Source organism: Nocardiopsis quinghaiensis, assembly GCF_008638365.1.
Classification (GTDB): Bacteria; Actinomycetota; Actinomycetes; order Streptosporangiales; family Streptosporangiaceae; genus Nocardiopsis; species Nocardiopsis quinghaiensis.
Window position 1 is genome coordinate 107,424 of sequence record NZ_VWVU01000001.1, and the last position, 16,844, is coordinate 124,267.

A 16,844-nucleotide genomic window follows, 5' to 3' on the forward strand; every position below is an offset into this window, starting at 1 on the left:
CCCCCAGTTACTCCGTGGGAGCGGCGGGGACGTAGGTCAGGACGGTCACCCCCGACTCGAAGGTCGTGGTTCCCGTGAGGGACAGCACGCTCTGACTCACCTCCCCCTCGAACAGCCGCTTGCCCTTCCCCACCACGGTCGGATGCACCCAGACCCGGTACTCGTCACCGAGTCCGTGGCTGAGCAGGGTGTTGGCGAGCGTTCCGCTGCCGTAGACGAGGATGTCCCCGTCGACCTTCTCCTTCAGTTCGGCGATGCCGCTGACGGCGTCACCGCCGATGACGGCGCTGTTGTTCCACTCCGGGTTCTCCAGTGTCGTGGAGACCACGTACTTGGGCAGCTTGTTCATCGTCGCGGAGAACTCGTCCTCGTCACCGCGGGAGGGCCACGCTCCCGCGAACCCCTCGTAGGTCACCCTGCCGAGGAGAAGGGCCGAGACCGAGAACAGCTGCTCGTTGGAGAACTTGCGCATGTCCTCGCTCCAGAACGGCAGCTGCCACTCGTGCGGGGACTCGATGACACCGTCGACGGTGACCCACGGCGAAACGATGATCTTGCCCATGATGCTTCTTCCTTCGTTCCTGTGCTCGTCCTGTTACCCGGGTCAGCCCATCAGGGGGCGGACCTCGACGCTCCCACGCCAGGTCGCCGGGCACTTCTTGGCGATCTCAAGGGCGTGGTCGAGGTCGCGGGCCTCGATGACCGTCACCCCTCCGAGGACCTCCTTGGTCTCGGTGAACGGTCCGTCGATGACCGAGTTCCCCCGGACGGTCGTCGCGGTGCTGCTGGCCTGGAGGGCGAGCGCGGACACGATCTTGCCGCCCATCTCCTCGATCTGGCCGCCGTAGGCGCCGTGGGCCTCCAGCTCCTCGGGCGGGGCCTCCATCCAGTCACCGGGGGTGGGCGCGTAGATGAGGATCGCGTACTGGGCCATGGTGATGCCCCTTTCCTGTCCGTTGTCGGGTCCTTCACCCCCTACGACGATCGGGCTCCGAGCCGATTCGACAGGGCCGGGGATTTTTCCTCGGCCGGGAGGCGCCGGTCCGCAATCTGAAGGACGCGGCGCCGGGACCGGAACGAGGAGATTGGAGCTGACGCGGCCTTCCGGAGCCCGGTGCCCTTGGCCGGGACTCCAACACCAGGAGGGGACATGAACGGTGACACCCGTGGGCCCACCGACTTCGGCCACCACTACGACGAGCGCTCCCCCGTCGGAGAGCGTTACGGGGGCGGTCAGCTCCATATGTGGTACTGGTACGACGACGAGGACCCGGCCTCCCTGCCCGAAGCGGTCGAGCGGGTCAGCGACCGGGTCGCCCAGGCCCTGGGAGCCCGTTCCGGGGAACGCGTGCTGGACGCCGGCTGCGGCACGGGCGGACTGGCACTGCGCTTGGCCCGCGCCACGGGCGCGCGCGTCACGGGCGTCACGATCAGCCGGTACGAGGTCCGACGGGCGCGGGAACGGGCGCGGCTCGAACCGGGCGGATCGAAGACGGATTTCCTCCTGGGCGACTTCGCGGAACTGCCCTTCGAGAACGGTTCCTTCGATGCCGTCGTCGCGCTGGAGTCCCTCCAGAACGCCTCCGACCTCGACCGGGTGCTGGCCGAGTTCCACAGGGTGCTCCGCCCTGGCGGCCGCCTCACGTTCGCGGACCTGAGCCGTGAATCCGACACCGAGCCCACACGGCTGGCGCACTTCATGTCCTCCCTCGAACTGCGGCGCCTGCCCTCCATGGGGGAGTGGCTGGAAGCCCTGCTTCGGGCGGGGTTCGCGGTGGAGGAGCACACCCAGTGCGGACCCCGCGTCTACGGGCGGAAGAACCGGTACCTTCGCGCGTCGATCGCGCGGCGCGGGGAACTGGCGGACGAGTTCTCCGAGGACGACCTGGCCCGCTACGCGGACAAGCACCGGGGCTTCTTCGCCGCCCGCCGCGACCAGGTGGGCTACGTGATCGTCTCAGCGCGCAGGCCCTGACCGCCGCCACAACCACTTCCAACAGGAAAACGACCAGGAAAGGGGGCGCGCGTGAGCGTGTCCACACAGTCTCCCTCCACGGCCACTCTGGTGGCGGACCTGGCGAGGGCGCCCTCCGAACGCCGTGAGGCGTGCTTCAAAGCGCTCCTCGACGCCGTCTGGCAGGGCGGGGAGCCCACGCCGCAGGCCAGGGACGCGGTGCCGCTCCTTGTGGAGGAGGTCCGCCGACGCCCCACGACCCTCTCGCTGCTGCTGCTCGGGCTCCTCGCCGGTGGCGGGGACCCCGTCCTGTCCGAGGGCGTGTCCGAGGGGCTCGACCACTACCTCGATCTGTTCGGCGGCGCCGACGCCGAGACCACCACGGTATTGCTGTACCTGCTGGGGAACCTCCCCGGGGAACGCGAACGCATCCTGGCCTTCCTTGAGGGGGCGGACCTGGTCCAGGCGGACCGGGCCCGCCTGGAACGGGCCCTGGCCGAGTTCGATCCGGACCATCCCGACCTGGGCAGGGCCTGGCCCTCGCCCGTGGTGTGGCGTCTGAACCAGGAGGAGACCGCTTTCGACCGTGGGTGGATCGATCGGCTCACCCCCGAACAGGCCCGTGCCAACTGGGACAACGACACCCGTACCCTTCTGGCCTACATGGGCGGACGCGCCCGCTGGGTGACCCGCACCCGCTCCCTGCCCGCGCCGGAGGAGACCACGGTGCCGGATGAGGCTCCGGGAACCGGGTCCGTGGCCCCGGAGGCCTCCGGGGAAGGGCTGTTCGACCGCTTCGCGGGCCTCCTGCGTTGCCCGGACTGCAGGGAGGTCCTCGACGGCTCCGGCCTCGGCTCCGTGTTCCACTGCCCCTCGTGCTCCAGGGACGTTCCCACCGCGGGGGGCATCGTCGACCTGCTCAGCGAGGCTCCGGGCGGCGCGGGGGCGGACGGGGACGACGCCACGGCCGGCCTGCTCGGCAAGCTCGCGAACATGCCGAGCATGGGACGTTACTACGAGGCGGTCCTGCGCCCTTCCTTCCTTCGCGTCGCGGGGGGCAACTGGGGAGGCGCGGTCACTCTGGCGGACGAGGACGACTACGTCATCGAGCGCGTCCGGCCGGTGGAGGGCCCGGTCCTGGACCTGGCGGCCGGAGCGGGGCGCTGGACGAGCGTGCTCGCCGGAGCCGTCGGTGAGGACCGGGTGATCGCGCTCGACTCCGGGCTGCCCATGCTCGACGTCCTCCGACGGCGCCTTCCGGGAGTCCCCGCGGTCCTGGGCAGTGCCCTCGACCTCCCCTTCGCGACGGGCTCCCTGGGCGCGGTCAACTGCTGGAACGCCCTCCAGGCGTTCCCCGAGGAGGCGGGGACGGCCGTCCGAGAGGTCGGGCGCTGCCTGCGGCCGGGGGGAACGTTCACCCTGATGACCTTCCGCTGGGCGGACGACCCCCTGGAACGCCACTTCCAGGAGTCCCATCACTTCCCCTCCAGGCCTGAAGGGATGCTGCTGTTCGAATCCGAACAGCTCCGGGGCTGGTTGGCCGATGCGGGGATGAGGATCGTCGATGCCTCCGGCGAGGAGGGTTTCGTCTTCATGACGGCCGTCCGGGAGGAGGCATGAGGGCCGGGGGCCAGGGCGGGGACCGCTCCCCCTTCGCCTTCCCCGGATCCCACGACTACGGGACGGCCACACGGGTGTTCAATCTCCTGGCTCCGGCGCGGCCGTCCGGTGCCCTGACGGCCACCACCCCGGAGGAGGTGGGTGAGGCGGTCAGGTATGCCCGGCGTGCCGGGAGCCGGCTGCGTGTGCACTCCACCGGGCACGCCGCGGCGGTCGCCGCCCCCATGGAGGGCCAGTTGCTCGTCCGCGCCCGTATGTCCGAGAGGGTGGAGGTCGATCCGGACCGCAGGGTCGCGCGTGTCCCCGCCGGGGCGCTCTGGGGAGAGGTCGTGGACGCAGCGGCACCCCACGGGCTCGCGGCGCCGCATGGCTCCTCCGCCAACGTGGGAGCGGTCGGTTACCTGTTGCGCGGCGGGGTGAGCTTCTACTCCCGTCGACACGGTTTGGCGTCCAACGGGGTACGGGCCGTCGAACTGGTCACCGCCGACGGCCGTTCGCGCAGGGTGGACGAGGCGCATGACCCTGAGATCCTGTGGGCCCTGCGCGGAGGCGGGGGCGGGTTCGGTGTGGTGACGGCCGTCGAGGTGTCCCTCTTCCCCGTGCGTGGGGCCGTGGCCGGGGCCGCGTTCTGGGAGGGAAGGCACCTGGACCGGCTCCTGGAGACGTGGACGGCCTGGGCCCGCGGGGCCTCTGAGGACATCATGTCGTCGCTGCGCGTCATGAGGTTTCCCCGGGTCCCGGACGTGCCGGAGGAACTCAGCTCCGGACCGGTCGTATGCGTCGACGGCGCCGTTCCCTACGCGGGTGACGAACGGGCCGCGCTCGGGACGGCCCACGATCTGTTGGGACCGTTGCGGGACGTGGCGGCGCCGATCACCGACACCTGGGCTCCGGTCGCCGTGCCCGAGGTGATCCGCATGCACATGGACCCCCCCGAACCCGTGCCGATCCTCGGCGACCACATGCTTCTGGAAGACCTCGACGAGGCTGGTGTACGCGCCCTCATCGACCTGGTCGGACCGGACTCGGGTTCCCCGCTCGTGGCCGCCGGACTCAGGCAGCTGGGCGGTTCCCTGGCCCGGCCCCACCCCGGCGGCGGGGCCCTCGACCATCTCGACGCCGCCTTCGTCTACTCCGGTGCCGGAGCGCCGCTGGACGGTGTGACCCCCGGCGCTCTGTCCGCCCACTGCGCGAGGGTCCGCTCGGGGCTGGCCCGCTGGGACACGGGCACGACCGCCCCCACGTTCGTGGAGACACGGGAACAGCCGCAACGTCACCTCACCCCGGACCGGGTGGAGCGGTTGGACCGGTTGCGCGAGGAACTCGACCCGACCGGGCTCTTCCACGCGGACATCACCCCGAACGCCACGTTCCGGGACATGTGAGCGTCCACGTCCCGTTCGTCTGTCGATTTCGGCGAGGGGCGTTCGTCGTAGGGGTGTAGGGCGTGAACGCGGTGCTCGTGAACGGAACGGCGCCGACACCTCCGGGGCGTACACCCGGCGGCCGCGTCCCACCGGAAACCCGTGCAGAAAGGAACCACGATGACCACGCAGAGCGCACCGAGAGCGGGGCGCAAGGAGTGGGTGGGGCTCGCGGTCCTCACCCTGGCCAGCATGCTCGTCTCCTTCGACGTCTTCGTGCTGTTGCTCGCCCTCCCGAACCTGACCGCCGACCTCGGCGTGAACAGCACCCAGCAGCTCTGGGTCATGGACATCTACGGCTTCATGGTCGGCGGATTCCTGGTGACGATGGGCACCCTCGGTGACAGGATCGGCCGCCGTAAGCTCCTGATGATCGGCGCGGTGGCCTTCGGCGCCGCCTCGGTCACCGCCGCTTTCTCCACCAGCCCCGAGATGCTGATCGCCGCACGCGCGCTGCTCGGCATCGCCGGGGCCACCCTCGCGCCCTCCACGCTCGCGCTGATCAGCAACATGTTCCTCGACCCGAAGCAGAAGGGGACGGCTATCGGGATGTGGGCCGGCGCGTTCACCCTCGGAGCGATCATCGGGCCCATCACGGGCGGTGTGATGCTGGAGTACTTCTGGTGGGGCTCGGTCTTCCTGCTGGCCGTTCCGGCCATGGTGGTCCTGCTCGTCCTGGGCCCCCTGGTACTGCCGGAGTACCGTTCTCCCGAGCCGGGCCGGCTCGACCTCATGAGTGTCCTCCTGTCGCTGCTGATGATCCTCCCCTTCGTCTACGGGGTGAAGGAGTTGGCGCGGATCGGCTGGGAGCCCCTGCCCATCGCCGCCGTGCTCCTGGGCGTCGTCGGCGGTGCGGCCTTCGTACGGCGCCAGCTGGTTCTCGACGACCCCCTTCTCGACCTGCGCCTGTTCAAGAACGGTCAGCTCACAGTGGCGCTCGTGGTCATGCTCATGTACAGCATGTTGACCGGGACGGCCCTGTTCTTCATCAGCCAGTTCTTCCAGTCGGTGCTGGGGCTGACCCCGTTCCAGGCCGCACTCGCCCTCATCCCGGGTTTGGCCGTGGGAACGGTCAGCGTGGTACTGGCCCCCACCCTCGCGCAGCGGTTCCGTCCCTCGCTCCTCATCGGCGGAGGCCTGCTGGTCGTGGCGGCCGGTCTGCTCATGCTGCTTCTGGTCGGGCCCGAGAGCGGCGTCGTCCTCCCCGTGGCCGGATTCATGGTCTGGTGCCTGGGAGGCGGCCCCGGGCTCGCCCTCGGCATGAACCTGGTGGTCGGGGGAGCCCCTCCGGAGAAGGCCGGCTCCGCCGCCTCCCTGCCCCAGGTCAGCAATGAGATGGGGACGTCCCTCGGAATCGCCACGGTGGGCACGCTCGGTGCCTTCGTCTACAGCACGCAGGCGGCCGAAGCCACACCCGACGGAGTGCCCTCCGACACGGCTGCCGCCATGACCGACAACGTCGCCGGGGCCGTCGCGGCGTCGGAGGAGCTGGGAGGCTCTACGGGCTCCCAGATGACGCTCGTGGCGCAGGAGGCGTTCACCAGCGGCCTCCACGTCGTCGCCCTGGTCAGCGCGGTGCTTCTCGTGGCCACGGCCGTGCTCGTCTTCGTTCGGCTTCGCCACGTCCCACCGATCGGGGCCGAGGAGGCGGACGGTGCTCCCGCCACAGATCCGCAGGGGGACGAGGGGGCCGACAGCGCTCCCGGCGATGCCGAGACGGAACACGGCGGGGAGGGCTCCCTGGCGGAGCAACGCGACTGAGGGCGCGCCGCCCATGTGCTGCTCAGCGCCGCCCGGCACGCGCCAGCAGGGTGTCGACGCACGACGACGCCAGGCATTCGAGGCTGGACACCGCCATATCCGGTGGTAGTCCGGCGGCCTCGTAGGCAAGCGGGAGTTCGGTGCAGGCCGCGATGACAGGGAAGGGCCCGGTCCGCCATAGGGACCGGGCCACTGTCGTCATACACGCGGCCGCCTGCTCGGTCCTTCCCATCTTGACCAGGCGGATCGTCGTCTCGACGCCCTCCTGGACGTGCGGTTCCGGCAGCAGTAGACGGTGTCCCAGGTCCAGCGCACGTCTCTGGTAGAGGCCGCCGTGCACGGTCCCGGACGTCGCGGCGAGCCAGCTGGCCCCTGCTCCCCGCGACACGGCCGTGGCCAGGGTGGCCTCCACGATGTCCACCAGGGGTGCCGGAAGCTCCTGCCGGAAGCGGTCGATGAACACGTGCGCGGTGTTGCAGGGTACGGCCAGCAGGTCGGCCCCCCACGAGACCAGGGTGGACAGCCCCTCCCTGATCTGCGGAAGGGGCGCGTCGTCGCCGGTGAGCACACAGGAACTGCGGTCGGGGATCCCGGGTTCCGACAACAGGAGCACTCGGGGATGCTCCTGGTCACGGGTGGCGGGGAACCGGTGGGCGATCAGGCGGAGGAACTCCGCCGTCGCGGCGGGCCCCATCCCTCCCAGTACACCGAGGGTCGAACCGGCTCCCCGCATCCCGTCAGCCCTCCTTCTCCACGGCCCGGAGCAGTCGGGCGGGCACGTCGGCGGCCGAGAAGCCGTCACGCAGCGCGGGGTCGCACCACCAGGCCAACCGCAGTGCGCCACTGGTCGAGGAGGCCGTGACCGTCACCGGGTGTCCGGGCCCGCCGGGACCGGTCAGCCCGGTTCCCTCAAGAGCGGCCAGGCCGAACGGCCCGTTCTCGAGCGCGAACGCCCCGGAGGGCCCAAGGTGGTCGAGCCGTACTGCGGGCACCGACTCCTCCGCCCCGGACGGCGTGTCCCGGTGGGCAGGAACCATCCGCAGGGGCTCCGCCAGGGGGCCGACGATCCCCTGTCCGCGAGCCGTGTGGTCGACAAGGTCCACCGCGGGTCCGCCGGGGAACAGGTCGGAGAACGCGTCAGCGAGGGCCCGGCACAGCTTCCCGAGGTCGTGCCCTCCGCCCGCGAGGACGGAGGAGGCCGCCAGCACATGCGGCGCGTGGCCGACGGCGCGTGGCCCGGAGGGCGTGGACGCTGTCCGGAGTTCGGCCTCGGTCAGGAACGAACGGGGCGTCGCCGGTGTCCCGCCGCCTTCCCAGAGGGCCCGCAGGTCCGTGAGGAGGGTCCGCCAGGACCCGGGGTCGGCCGACAAGGCGTGCACCACCAGCAACAGCAGGGGCGGTCGGTCCCCCCGCTTCACCACGGTGGCTTGGACACGCGGGCCCTCGGAGGCGTCCGCCCGAGAACGCATCCGCCGCAGGGCTCGGGAGAGGAGACCGGGCTCCTCTCCGACGTCGTACGAGGAGAGGTCCAGCCGGGCCACGGTCAGGGCCCTCTCCGCGCCGCCATCCCCCTGGAGCCACTTGTCCCGCTCCCGCACGAACCTCAGCCGCAGGGCCTCGTGCTGGAGCACGAGCCCCAGGAGTGGGCGCCGGACCATGTCGGCGTCGGCGTTTCTCAGCTCCAACAGGAGTGCGCCCGCGTAACCGCCCATACCGCTCCTCCCGTCCGCGAGGGCCAGGAGGCGCTGTTGCGCGGGAAGCACCGGGACGAGTTCCTCGTGCCCGCGTGGGGGCACGGATGTCTCGGTGGTCGGCCCTCCGTCCAGGACGGGCGACAGCTCCAGCGCGTGTTCGTCCACGGCGCCGCGCGGTCGCGGGATGTCGGCGACGCGCACCAGCCGGCCGGGGAGCGGGGGGGACTCCGCCCCGGTGGAGATCGAGGAGCGGATCCGCCCCGCCGTGGCGCCGCGGGTGACGACGTATCCGGTGAAGCGCTGCTCCAGCCCCTCGCGGCTCTCGGGATCGGCGTATCCGAGCCGGGCCAGCATGCGTTTCACCCTGGCGATGTTGACGGGCGCACGGAGTTCGCTGTCCGCCTCGTCGCGTGCCAGATGGCCCAGACGTACCTCCCAACGGGTCGGGGACTCGTAGTTGTGGAACCCCCGCTCACGTGTGTGCACGTACACGCCCACGTCGTTGATCATGCAGTTCGAGCTACAGAAACCGGTGTCGGTGGGCTCCGACCACATGGGGGAGCGCAGCTTCAGGAAGTCGCGGATATCGTCCTTGGTCACGTCGCTGTACCGGAAGAAGTCCACCACCTCCACGGAGGCGAGGACCTCGGGGCCGACCTCCCCCCGGTGGTAGGCGGTGCGGCCCAGGCGAAGGCCGCTCTCGATCTCCTCAGGGTCGAACACCCCGCGGGAGTGGAACCATGAGAGCCGTTCGTCGATGATCTGGCCCCGGGACAGGCCCGTGACGATGGAGGGGATGCCGCGTTCGTGCGCGAGTCGCGTACTGAGTTCGAGAAGCGAGCGGAAGCAGCCGTTGCACACACTCTTGTGTTCGTTCAGGCTCTCCAGGAAGACACGTTCCTGGTCGTCATGGGTCGCGGTGACGTGTTCCACGCCCAGGGCCGAGGTGACCCTTTCGACGTTGCGCAGCGCCGCACGCGAGATGAAGCCGTTGTCGAACGTGAAGGTCATGACCCGCAGGCCCATGGACACCAGCTGGTACAGCACGTAGGTGCTGTCCTTGCCCCCGCTGAAGAGCAGCAGGCAGTCGTAGGAGGTCTCCCGGCCCTCCGACGCCGAGCGCAGGCGTTCGGCGAGGGTCCCGGGAACTCCGAAGTATGCGTGGATGCGGTCCCTCTCGTCCTCGTACATGAGGCACAGCCCGCACACTCCCTCCTCATCGAAGGAGAGTCCCGGATAGCGGGTCGAGATACCGCACGCGGTGCAGCGCCGGGTGGGGTCCTCCTGGGCGTCGGCGGGACCGCGGTACCGAACAGCGCAGTCGGTCACCTCGGGGTGCGCGAGCAGGGCGCTCTCCATCTCCTGGGCCAGCAGGCGCGCTTGGCGTGAGGACGGTTCGCCCCTGGTATGGCTCTGGGCGGAGGTCATCGTGACTCCTCGAAGGGGTGCTCGTGGCGTTCAGGGGCGAGGCCCTCGGCCTCGCCCTCATCGTCGAACAGGTCGGCCATGGTCTCGTCGGAGAACAGTGACTCCTCGACCAGGCGTGCCGCGGACTCGATCGTCGGCTCCACGAGGAAGGACGCGAGCGGAACCTCGGCGCCGGTCTGCCGCCTGATCCGTGTCAGCAGTTCGAGGACGAGCAGGGAGCTTCCCCCCGCGTCGAAGAACGATCGGCGGACGTCCGTCCCGGTGAGGGGCAGGATCTCCGACCAGACGGCGGCCAGGACACGCTCCAGGGGAGTGCGCGGCTCCACCGCCGCCGGGGTGGCGGCCGTTGCGATGTCCGTCGGCAGTGCCTGGCGGTCCACCTTGCCGCTGATGGTTCGGGGCAGGCGGTCCAGGCGGGCGAACGCCTCGGGGAGGGCACCGCCGGGGAGGTGGTGCGCCAGCCGATCGCGAAGGAGGGAGGCGTCGGGCAGGCGCTCGCACTGGAGGAAGGCCCGCAGGCGGAGGGGGCCCGGGCCCTCCCCGGTGACGGTGACGGCCGCGTCCTCGACGCCGGGGACCTCCCGCAGGAGTGCTTCCACACCCTCGACCTCCACCCGTACGCCACCGACCTTGACCTGGTGGTCCGTCCTTCCCAGGAACTCCAGTCCGTCGTCGGGCAGGAGACGTCCGAAGTCCCCCGTCCGATAGACGACCTCGCCCGGACCGCCGCCCGGTATCCGTTCGAAGGAGGATTCGGTGGCGTCGGGATCATTCAGGTATCCCAGGGTCCCGTGCCGTGTGCGCAGATGGACCTCCCCTACCTCACCGGTAGGGCACTCGCCGCCGTACTCGTCCAACAGCAGAACTTCGGTCCCGGGGACCGGTCGTCCCACGGGTACGGTCTCGCGCTCGGCGTCGGCGGGCGTGACCAGGTGGTATGTCTTGGTCATGGTCGTCTCCGAAGGGCCGTACATGTTGATCAGCCCGGGGCCGTCCGCGCCGAACAGGTCGGTCCAGCGGGCCACGTCCGAGGGATGCAGCCGCTCTCCGGAGAGGGCCACGTGGCGGAGCGAGGCGAACCGCGTCCCGCTCGCCTCCGCCGCCGCGAGGAACCCGCGGAACACGGTGGGGACGCAGTGCACGAGGGTCACGTGGGAGTCGTCGATCCAGCGGCACAGAGCCGCTGGGTCGGCGGGGATCCCCGGCTCGGGCAGGCACAGCGTGCCCCCCGTCGTCAGGGGGAGGAGGACGTCGCGGAGGACGGCGTCGAACCCGGGTGAGTGCAGTTGTGAGACGCGGGAGCCGGGTCCCGCGGACACGAGTTCGCTCTCCCAACGCAGATAGGGCGGAACGGAACCGACCCTGCCGACGATTCCCTTCGGCCGGCCCGTGGTCCCGGAGGTGAAGAACACGTAGCAGGGGTCGTCGGGTGCGCTGGCGTGCGCCGGGGCCTCCTGCGGCCCGGGGTCGGTCAGCGGAGTGACGGTTTTCGCCTCCGGTGCCGTTTCCTCGATCAGGGACCGCACCGACCGCTCGGGAACCACGTCGGTGATGACGTGCCCGGGGGAGGTGGCGCGTAGCGCAGCCGCCACACGGCCGGGTGGACCAGCGACGTCCAGGGGCACCACCACCCCTCCGGTCCTGAGCACCGCGAGGAGTGCTGTGGCCATGAGCGTGCGGTCGCGGGCGATGACGGGGACCATGGAACCCGGCTCGACCCCGTTCACGGCCAGGGCGGTGGACAACCTCCGCACACCGGCGTCCAGTTCCGCGTAGGAGGTCCGTCCCCCCGGGCCCTCTATCGCCGTGCGGTCCGAGTGTTCTCTCGCGATGCGGCTCACCGTCTCGTGGACTGGCTCAAACTCCATACCGTTCCTTTTCGTCGGTCCCGGCCTCGGTACGGGCCGGGTCAGGGATGATCGGGAAGGCCGAACGAATCCAGAAGGATCCCGAAGGTCAGGACCACGAGCAGCAGATCGTCCTCGCGGTGGGGGTCCAGATCCGACTCAGGTGACAGGAACCCCTGCCGGAGGCGTTCGACCACCTCGGGGTCGAAGTAACCCTGTTTGGCGATCAGCGCGGGCGAGAGCGTGTCCGCGACCCACTCGGCCCCGGACCTGAGCACGGCGGGGCTGCCGGGTGCCCGGAACCCGAACTTCTCCCGGCCGATGATCGTGTCGGGCACGAGCCCCCGGGCGGACCGGCGCAGGAGGTACTTCTCGCCCGACGCGTTGACCTTCAGCCTCGCGGGGACGGAGGCCGCGAACTCCACGACGTCCAGGTCGAGGAAGGGGTGGCGCGCCTCGACGGAGTTGGCCATCGCCATACGGTCGCCGTGGTCTCCCAGGAGGTGGTCCGCGAGCCGCAGGCGCAGATCCAGGTAGGAGCGCTGATCCAGGGGATCGCGCCCGGCCAGGGCCCGTTCGTCCACCACCGGGTGGTTGAGGCAGTCCGCCTGGGCGAAGGCGTCGCGCACCCCTTCGGAGTACAGGGGCATCTTCGAGCGCCGCCACGCGTGGTAGGACCGCTCGTAGCCCACGCCGGGGTCCCCCCACAAGACCGTCCGGACCCTGCGCTCCAGGGCCTCCTCCACGGGGCTGCCGAAGGTACGGGGCCCAGGCCTCAGCCCGTCCAGCCGGTACCCGACGTAGCCGCCGAACAGTTCGTCGGCGCCCTCACCCGACAGGACCACCCTGGCCCCGGCTTCCCTGGCGCTGCGCGACAGCGCCAGGGAACAGGTGTTGTAGGTCTCCTTCACCGGTGTCTCCGCGTGCAGGACCATCCTGCGGAGGCCGTCCACGATCTCGTCCGGGCCGATTCGCGTCTCGTGGTGTGGCGAGGAGATGCGCTCCGCCATGAGCCTTTGGAATCCGGACTCGTTGATGTCGTCGCCGGGGAAGGCGACGGAGAACGTGGGGTGCCCGGGAGCCGCCCTCTCAGCCAGGGCCGCGATGAGCGAGGAGTCCAGCCCACCGCTCAGGTAGAGGCCGATCGGGACGTCGGCGCGCAGCCGGCGTCGGACCGAGCGGTCGAGCAGTTCCAGGAGCTGCTCGGCGTACTCCGCCTCGCCCATCTCCGGCGCGTCGGGGTCCGGTCGGCCGAAGTCCCAGTACCGGTGGCGTTCGACCCTTCCGTCCTCCACCAGCAAGTAGTGCCCGCCGGGCAGCGCCTCGACCCCCTGGAACATGGTCCGAGGGCTCACAAGGCCGGGAAAGGTCAGCACCTGGTCCAGCCCCACCAGGTCCACGGCGCGTTCGACACCCGGGAACGCGATCACGGCCTTGGCCTCGGAACCGAAGACGAAGGCGTCAGGGGTCAGCGTGTGGTGCAGGGGGAGGACGCCGACCTGGTCACGGGCGAGGAAGAGCCGGCGCCTGCGCCGGTCGTGGATGGCGAAGGCGAACTGCCCGCGCAGCCGTTCCAGCAGCTCCACCCCCATCTCCTCGTAGAGATGGACGATGACCTCCGTGTCGGAGCGGGTGCTGAACCGGTGGCCCCTGGCGGTGAGCTCCGAACGTAGCTCCGGCTCGTTGTAGATCTCCCCGTTGCAGACCAGGGCCACGTTCCCGTCCTCGCTGAACAGAGGCTGGCCGGCTCCTCCCGGAGCGACGATCCCCAGACGGCGAAACCCCAGGGAGACACCGTCATGGTGGGTCTGTCCCGCGGCGTCCGGCCCCCGGTGCGTCAGCGTGTCCGTCATTCCCGCCAGTTCTCGTGTCCCCGGTCCGGGGCCGGGTCCGAGGGACATGAACCCAGCGATTCCGCACATCGTTCGCGTTCCTTCCCGAGGCACGTCCGCCCGGCCAGTCCCCGGACGAGGGCAGTTCATTCCTTTCGGTATAAGGATATGGTTGCGTTTCTTCCGAGTCTTCTCCTCGCGGGCTCCGAGGTTATTTTGGCAAGAAAGGAGAAACCTTTTCCCGGGTCTGGCAAGGAGAGCAATAAGAGAGATGCGGTACCCATTTATGGAGGGCATCCTGGGCGCACCAATCACAGAAAAAGGAGATTGCTGTGGTCGCGGTTGAAACGAGCGGGCCGGATACCTTGGCCCTACGGACGAAAAGGCGCTACTTTCCGGAGCTGGAGGGTATGCGCGGTCTGGCGGCGCTGGGTGTACTGACCACGCACGTGGCCCTCAGCGCGGGGCAGGTCGGGATCGGGGACGTTCCGGGCAACGGCTTCGCCGGGGTCATGCTCCACCAGTTGCACGTGAGCCTCCCGATCTTCTTCGTGCTCTCGGGTGTCCTTCTGTACAGGCCCTTCGTGGCGGCCACGGTCGCCGGAAGCCAGGGACCCAAGCTCCGCCCCTACCTGTGGCGTCGCCTGTTGCGCACCATGCCCGCGTACTGGTTGCTGGTCGTGGTGACCCTGGTCCTGCTCAACCGGGACGCCGTCAACACCCTGTGGGAGATCGTCCGGCCGATGCTCCTCCTGCACATCTACCAGGAGAACGCCCGGGTGATCGGGATGGAGCAGACCTGGAGTCTGGCCACCGAGGTGGCCTTCTACGCGCTCCTGCCGCTCATGGCGTGGCTCATGCACCTGTTCGCCCGGCGCGTGACGGACCCGGTGAGACGCTCCCGCCGTATCCTCGCCTGCCTGCTCGTTCCCATGATCGTGGGCGTCGCCTACACGGTCTACGTCCATGGCCCCGCCTTCGAGCCCTGGGCGATCCAACAGGAGTGGCCGTTCAAGTGGTTCGGCTACGTCGCCATCGGTATGGCCCTGGCAACGCTCTCGGTGACGGCGGAGGCCGTGCCCGACCGCGTACCGGCCCCCTACCGACTGCTCATGAGACGTCCGGGCCTCGCCTGGGTCGCGGCGGCCGGCGTCTACCTGGCGGCCTGCTTCTCGCCCTTCGGAGAGCCCGGGTACGCGAACTACCCCGCCGTGCCCCAGGCCGTCACCGAGCATGTGCTGTACCTGCTGTTCGGCTTGCTGGCACTGGCTCCGCTGACCATGCCCAAGGAGTCGCCGCGGTTCATGGTGGCCTTCCTCAGCAACCCCGTGATGACGTACTTGGGGCGTATCTCCTACGGGGTCTACCTCTGGCACATCGCGATCATCTACTTCTACGGGGGCGGGCTCATGCAGGCGGGAGGCTTCATCGAGTTGATGTCGGTCGTCCTGGTGGGCAGCGTCCTGGCCGCGTCGGTGAGCTACTTCCTCGTCGAGATGCCCGCCATGCGCCTGAGGGAGCGGTTGGGCAAGGCGACGGTCAAACCGAGCGTCGAGGTGATCGAACGATGAGTGCGGCGCACGCGGCGGAGGGCGCGAGGCGCCACAGCTACGACTCGGGCACCGCCGACCGGCCCCTGCTGGCGGGAACGATCGGTGACGCACTGCACCGTGCCGTCAGGGACCACGGCGACTGTGAGGCGCTCGTGGACCGCGCCTCGGGGACCAGGCTGACCTATGGCGGGCTCGCGGAGGAGGTGGACGCGGCCTCCAGGGCCCTCCTCGGGCTGGGGGTGGCCCGGGGCGACAGGGTCGCACTGTGGGCGCACAACCGTTGGGAGTGGGTCGTCGTCCAGTACGCGACCGCCGGCATCGGTGCCGTCCTGGTCAACGTCAACCCCGCCTACGGATCCGGTGAGCTCTCCTACGTACTGGAGCGCACGGAGACCCGGGTCCTGTTCGCAGCGGCCGCCGAACACGGGGACGACTACGCGGACGTGGCCGAGGAGGTACGCCGGGGCATTCCCGCCCTGGAGCACGTGGTCCTGTTGGACGAGGGCTGGCACCGGTTCCTGGAAGCGGGCCGCGGGGTGTCCCACACGGACCTCGCCCGCGCCCAGGAACGCCTGGACCAGGACGATCCGGTCAACATCCAGTTCACCTCCGGAACGACGGGTTCCCCCAAGGGCGCGACCCTCTCGCACCACAGCATCCTCAACAACGGCTTCTCGGTGGGCGAGCTGCTCGGCTACACCCAGGAGGACCGGGTCTGCCTGCCCGTACCGTTCTTTCACTGCTTCGGGATGGTGATGGGCAGCCTCGCCGCCCTCACACACGGGTCCTGCGTGGTCGTCCCCGGCCCCCGGTTCAACGCCTCGACCGCCTTGGACGCGGTGGAGGAGGAACGCTGCACCTCCCTCTACGGCGTCCCCACGATGTTCATCGCCGAGCTCGCCGATCCCGGGTTCGACGAACGCGACCTCTCCTCACTGAGGACGGGAATCATGTCGGGTACCCCCTGCCCGGTCGAGGTGATGCACCAGGTCATCGAGAGGATGGCCATGAGCGAGGTCGCCATCTGCTACGGCATGACGGAGACCTCCCCCGTCCTGACGCAGACCCGTGCCGACGACCCGGTGGAGCGCCGGGTCTCCACGGTCGGGCGCGCCGGACCGCACGTGGAGATCAAGGTCGTGGACCCCGAGACGGGGCGGATGGTGCCCAGGGGCGTCGCTGGTGAGCTGTGCGCAAGGGGTTACTCGGTGATGCTCGGTTACTGGGGCGAGCCGGAGAGGACCGCCGAGGTGATCGACACCGGACGGTGGATGCACACGGGCGACATCGCGACCATGGACGACGACGGCTACGTCAGCATCACCGGACGTATCAAGGACATGGTCATCCGGGGAGGTGAGAACGTCTACCCCCGCGAGGTCGAGGAGTTCCTGCACACGCATCCGGACGTGTTGGACGTCCAGGTCATCGGGGTACCGGACCGCCGTTACGGTGAGGAACTGATGGCCTGCCTGCGAATGAGGCCGGGGTCGGAGCCCCTGACGGCCGACGACCTGCGCCGGTTCTGCGAAGGGCGCCTGGCGCGGTTCAAGATCCCGAGGTACGTCAGGATCGTGGACGCCTACCCCATGACCGCCAGCGGGAAGGTCCGCAAGACGCGCCTCCGTGAGGAGGCCGTGGCACTCCTCGGGTTCGACGCCCAGCTCGCGTCCTGATCTCGGCCCGTGGCCGGACCACCGACCCGGCCACGGGCCCCGCCGTTTCCGGACG

General features: G+C 69.9%; 12 protein-coding genes. 6 read left to right on the forward strand and 6 right to left on the reverse strand.

The genetic code is table 11. The features are described from left to right. Nucleotides 1–7 precede the first annotated feature (7 nt). Together FYX01_RS05265 and FYX01_RS05270 are read right to left on the reverse strand one after the other, a co-directional pair. A complete protein-coding gene (locus tag FYX01_RS05265) occupies nt 8–562 on the reverse strand; it encodes a dihydrofolate reductase family protein (RefSeq protein WP_150238117.1) in 555 nt (184 codons plus the stop codon). 42 nt (nt 563–604) lie between these two features. Further along, on the reverse strand, nt 605–934 hold the full coding sequence (locus FYX01_RS05270) for a YciI family protein (protein ID WP_150238118.1): 330 nt from the start codon (nt 932–934) through the stop codon (nt 605–607). A 216-nt stretch (nt 935–1,150) separates the two neighbouring features. Between FYX01_RS05270 and FYX01_RS05275 the strand changes: the two genes are divergently transcribed. The 4 genes from FYX01_RS05275 to FYX01_RS05290 all read left to right on the forward strand — a co-directional run bounded on the left by FYX01_RS05275 (nt 1,151) and on the right by FYX01_RS05290 (nt 6,759). Next, a complete protein-coding gene (locus FYX01_RS05275) occupies nt 1,151–1,975 on the forward strand; it encodes a class I SAM-dependent methyltransferase (protein ID WP_150238120.1) in 825 nt (274 codons plus the stop codon). Nucleotides 1,976–2,026: 51 nt separating this feature from the next. After that, a complete protein-coding gene (locus tag FYX01_RS27020; RefSeq protein WP_150238122.1) occupies nt 2,027–3,574 on the forward strand; it encodes a class I SAM-dependent methyltransferase in 1,548 nt (515 codons plus the stop codon). Further along, nucleotides 3,571–4,959 (forward strand): FAD-binding oxidoreductase, encoded by a 1,389-nt coding sequence (locus FYX01_RS05285; protein ID WP_150238124.1) that lies wholly within the window; start codon nt 3,571–3,573, stop codon nt 4,957–4,959. The genes FYX01_RS27020 and FYX01_RS05285 overlap by 4 nt, the downstream gene beginning before the upstream one ends. 159 nt (nt 4,960–5,118) lie before the next feature. Continuing rightward, entirely contained in the window at nt 5,119–6,759 is a 1,641-nt protein-coding gene (locus FYX01_RS05290) for an MFS transporter (protein ID WP_150238125.1), read from the forward strand. 22 nt (nt 6,760–6,781) lie between these two features. Here the strand turns inward: FYX01_RS05290 and FYX01_RS05295 are convergent, their stop codons facing one another. Genes FYX01_RS05295 through asnB form a run of 4 tightly spaced genes read right to left on the reverse strand, consistent with a single transcriptional unit; the run spans nt 6,782 to nt 13,857 of the window. Then, nucleotides 6,782–7,492: an aspartate/glutamate racemase family protein gene (locus tag FYX01_RS05295; RefSeq protein ID WP_150238128.1), complete on the reverse strand. Its 711-nt coding sequence runs from the start codon at nt 7,490–7,492 to the stop codon at nt 6,782–6,784. Between the two features lie 4 nt (nt 7,493–7,496). After that, entirely contained in the window at nt 7,497–9,881 is a 2,385-nt protein-coding gene (locus FYX01_RS05300) for a condensation domain-containing protein (RefSeq protein WP_150238130.1), read from the reverse strand. Beyond that, entirely contained in the window at nt 9,878–11,749 is a 1,872-nt protein-coding gene (locus FYX01_RS05305; protein WP_150238131.1) for a non-ribosomal peptide synthetase, read from the reverse strand. Before FYX01_RS05305 ends, FYX01_RS05300 begins: the two co-directional genes overlap by 4 nt. 41 nt (nt 11,750–11,790) lie before the next feature. Continuing rightward, nucleotides 11,791–13,857 (reverse strand): asparagine synthase (glutamine-hydrolyzing), encoded by a 2,067-nt coding sequence (asnB, locus tag FYX01_RS05310; RefSeq protein WP_317846045.1) that lies wholly within the window; start codon nt 13,855–13,857, stop codon nt 11,791–11,793. Nucleotides 13,858–13,970: 113 nt separating this feature from the next. On the opposite strand from asnB, the gene FYX01_RS05315 reads away from it, so the two are divergent. Together FYX01_RS05315 and FYX01_RS05320 are read left to right on the forward strand one after the other, a co-directional pair. Further along, nucleotides 13,971–15,131: an acyltransferase family protein gene (locus FYX01_RS05315; protein WP_150238135.1), complete on the forward strand. Its 1,161-nt coding sequence runs from the start codon at nt 13,971–13,973 to the stop codon at nt 15,129–15,131. After that, entirely contained in the window at nt 15,128–16,789 is a 1,662-nt protein-coding gene (locus FYX01_RS05320) for an AMP-binding protein (protein ID WP_150238137.1), read from the forward strand. The genes FYX01_RS05315 and FYX01_RS05320 overlap by 4 nt, the downstream gene beginning before the upstream one ends. Nucleotides 16,790–16,844 lie beyond the last annotated feature (55 nt).

Excerpts from the sequence above, each read along its gene's own strand:
- FYX01_RS05290 (WP_150238125.1), top strand. The coding sequence starts at position 5,119 with ATGACCACGCAGAGCGCACCGAGAGCGGGGCGCAAGGAGTGGGTGGGG.
- asnB (WP_317846045.1), bottom strand. The coding sequence starts at position 13,857 with ATGCCCTCCATAAATGGGTACCGCATCTCTCTTATTGCTCTCCTTGCC.
- FYX01_RS05320 (WP_150238137.1), top strand. The coding sequence starts at position 15,128 with ATGAGTGCGGCGCACGCGGCGGAGGGCGCGAGGCGCCACAGCTACGAC.
- FYX01_RS05295 (WP_150238128.1), bottom strand. The coding sequence starts at position 7,492 with ATGCGGGGAGCCGGTTCGACCCTCGGTGTACTGGGAGGGATGGGGCCC.
- FYX01_RS05305 (WP_150238131.1), bottom strand. The coding sequence starts at position 11,749 with ATGGAGTTTGAGCCAGTCCACGAGACGGTGAGCCGCATCGCGAGAGAA.
- FYX01_RS05300 (WP_150238130.1), bottom strand. The coding sequence starts at position 9,881 with ATGACCTCCGCCCAGAGCCATACCAGGGGCGAACCGTCCTCACGCCAA.
- FYX01_RS05275 (WP_150238120.1), top strand. The coding sequence starts at position 1,151 with ATGAACGGTGACACCCGTGGGCCCACCGACTTCGGCCACCACTACGAC.
- FYX01_RS05285 (WP_150238124.1), top strand. The coding sequence starts at position 3,571 with ATGAGGGCCGGGGGCCAGGGCGGGGACCGCTCCCCCTTCGCCTTCCCC.
- FYX01_RS05270 (WP_150238118.1), bottom strand. The coding sequence starts at position 934 with ATGGCCCAGTACGCGATCCTCATCTACGCGCCCACCCCCGGTGACTGG.
- FYX01_RS05265 (WP_150238117.1), bottom strand. The coding sequence starts at position 562 with ATGGGCAAGATCATCGTTTCGCCGTGGGTCACCGTCGACGGTGTCATC.
- FYX01_RS05315 (WP_150238135.1), top strand. The coding sequence starts at position 13,971 with ATGCGCGGTCTGGCGGCGCTGGGTGTACTGACCACGCACGTGGCCCTC.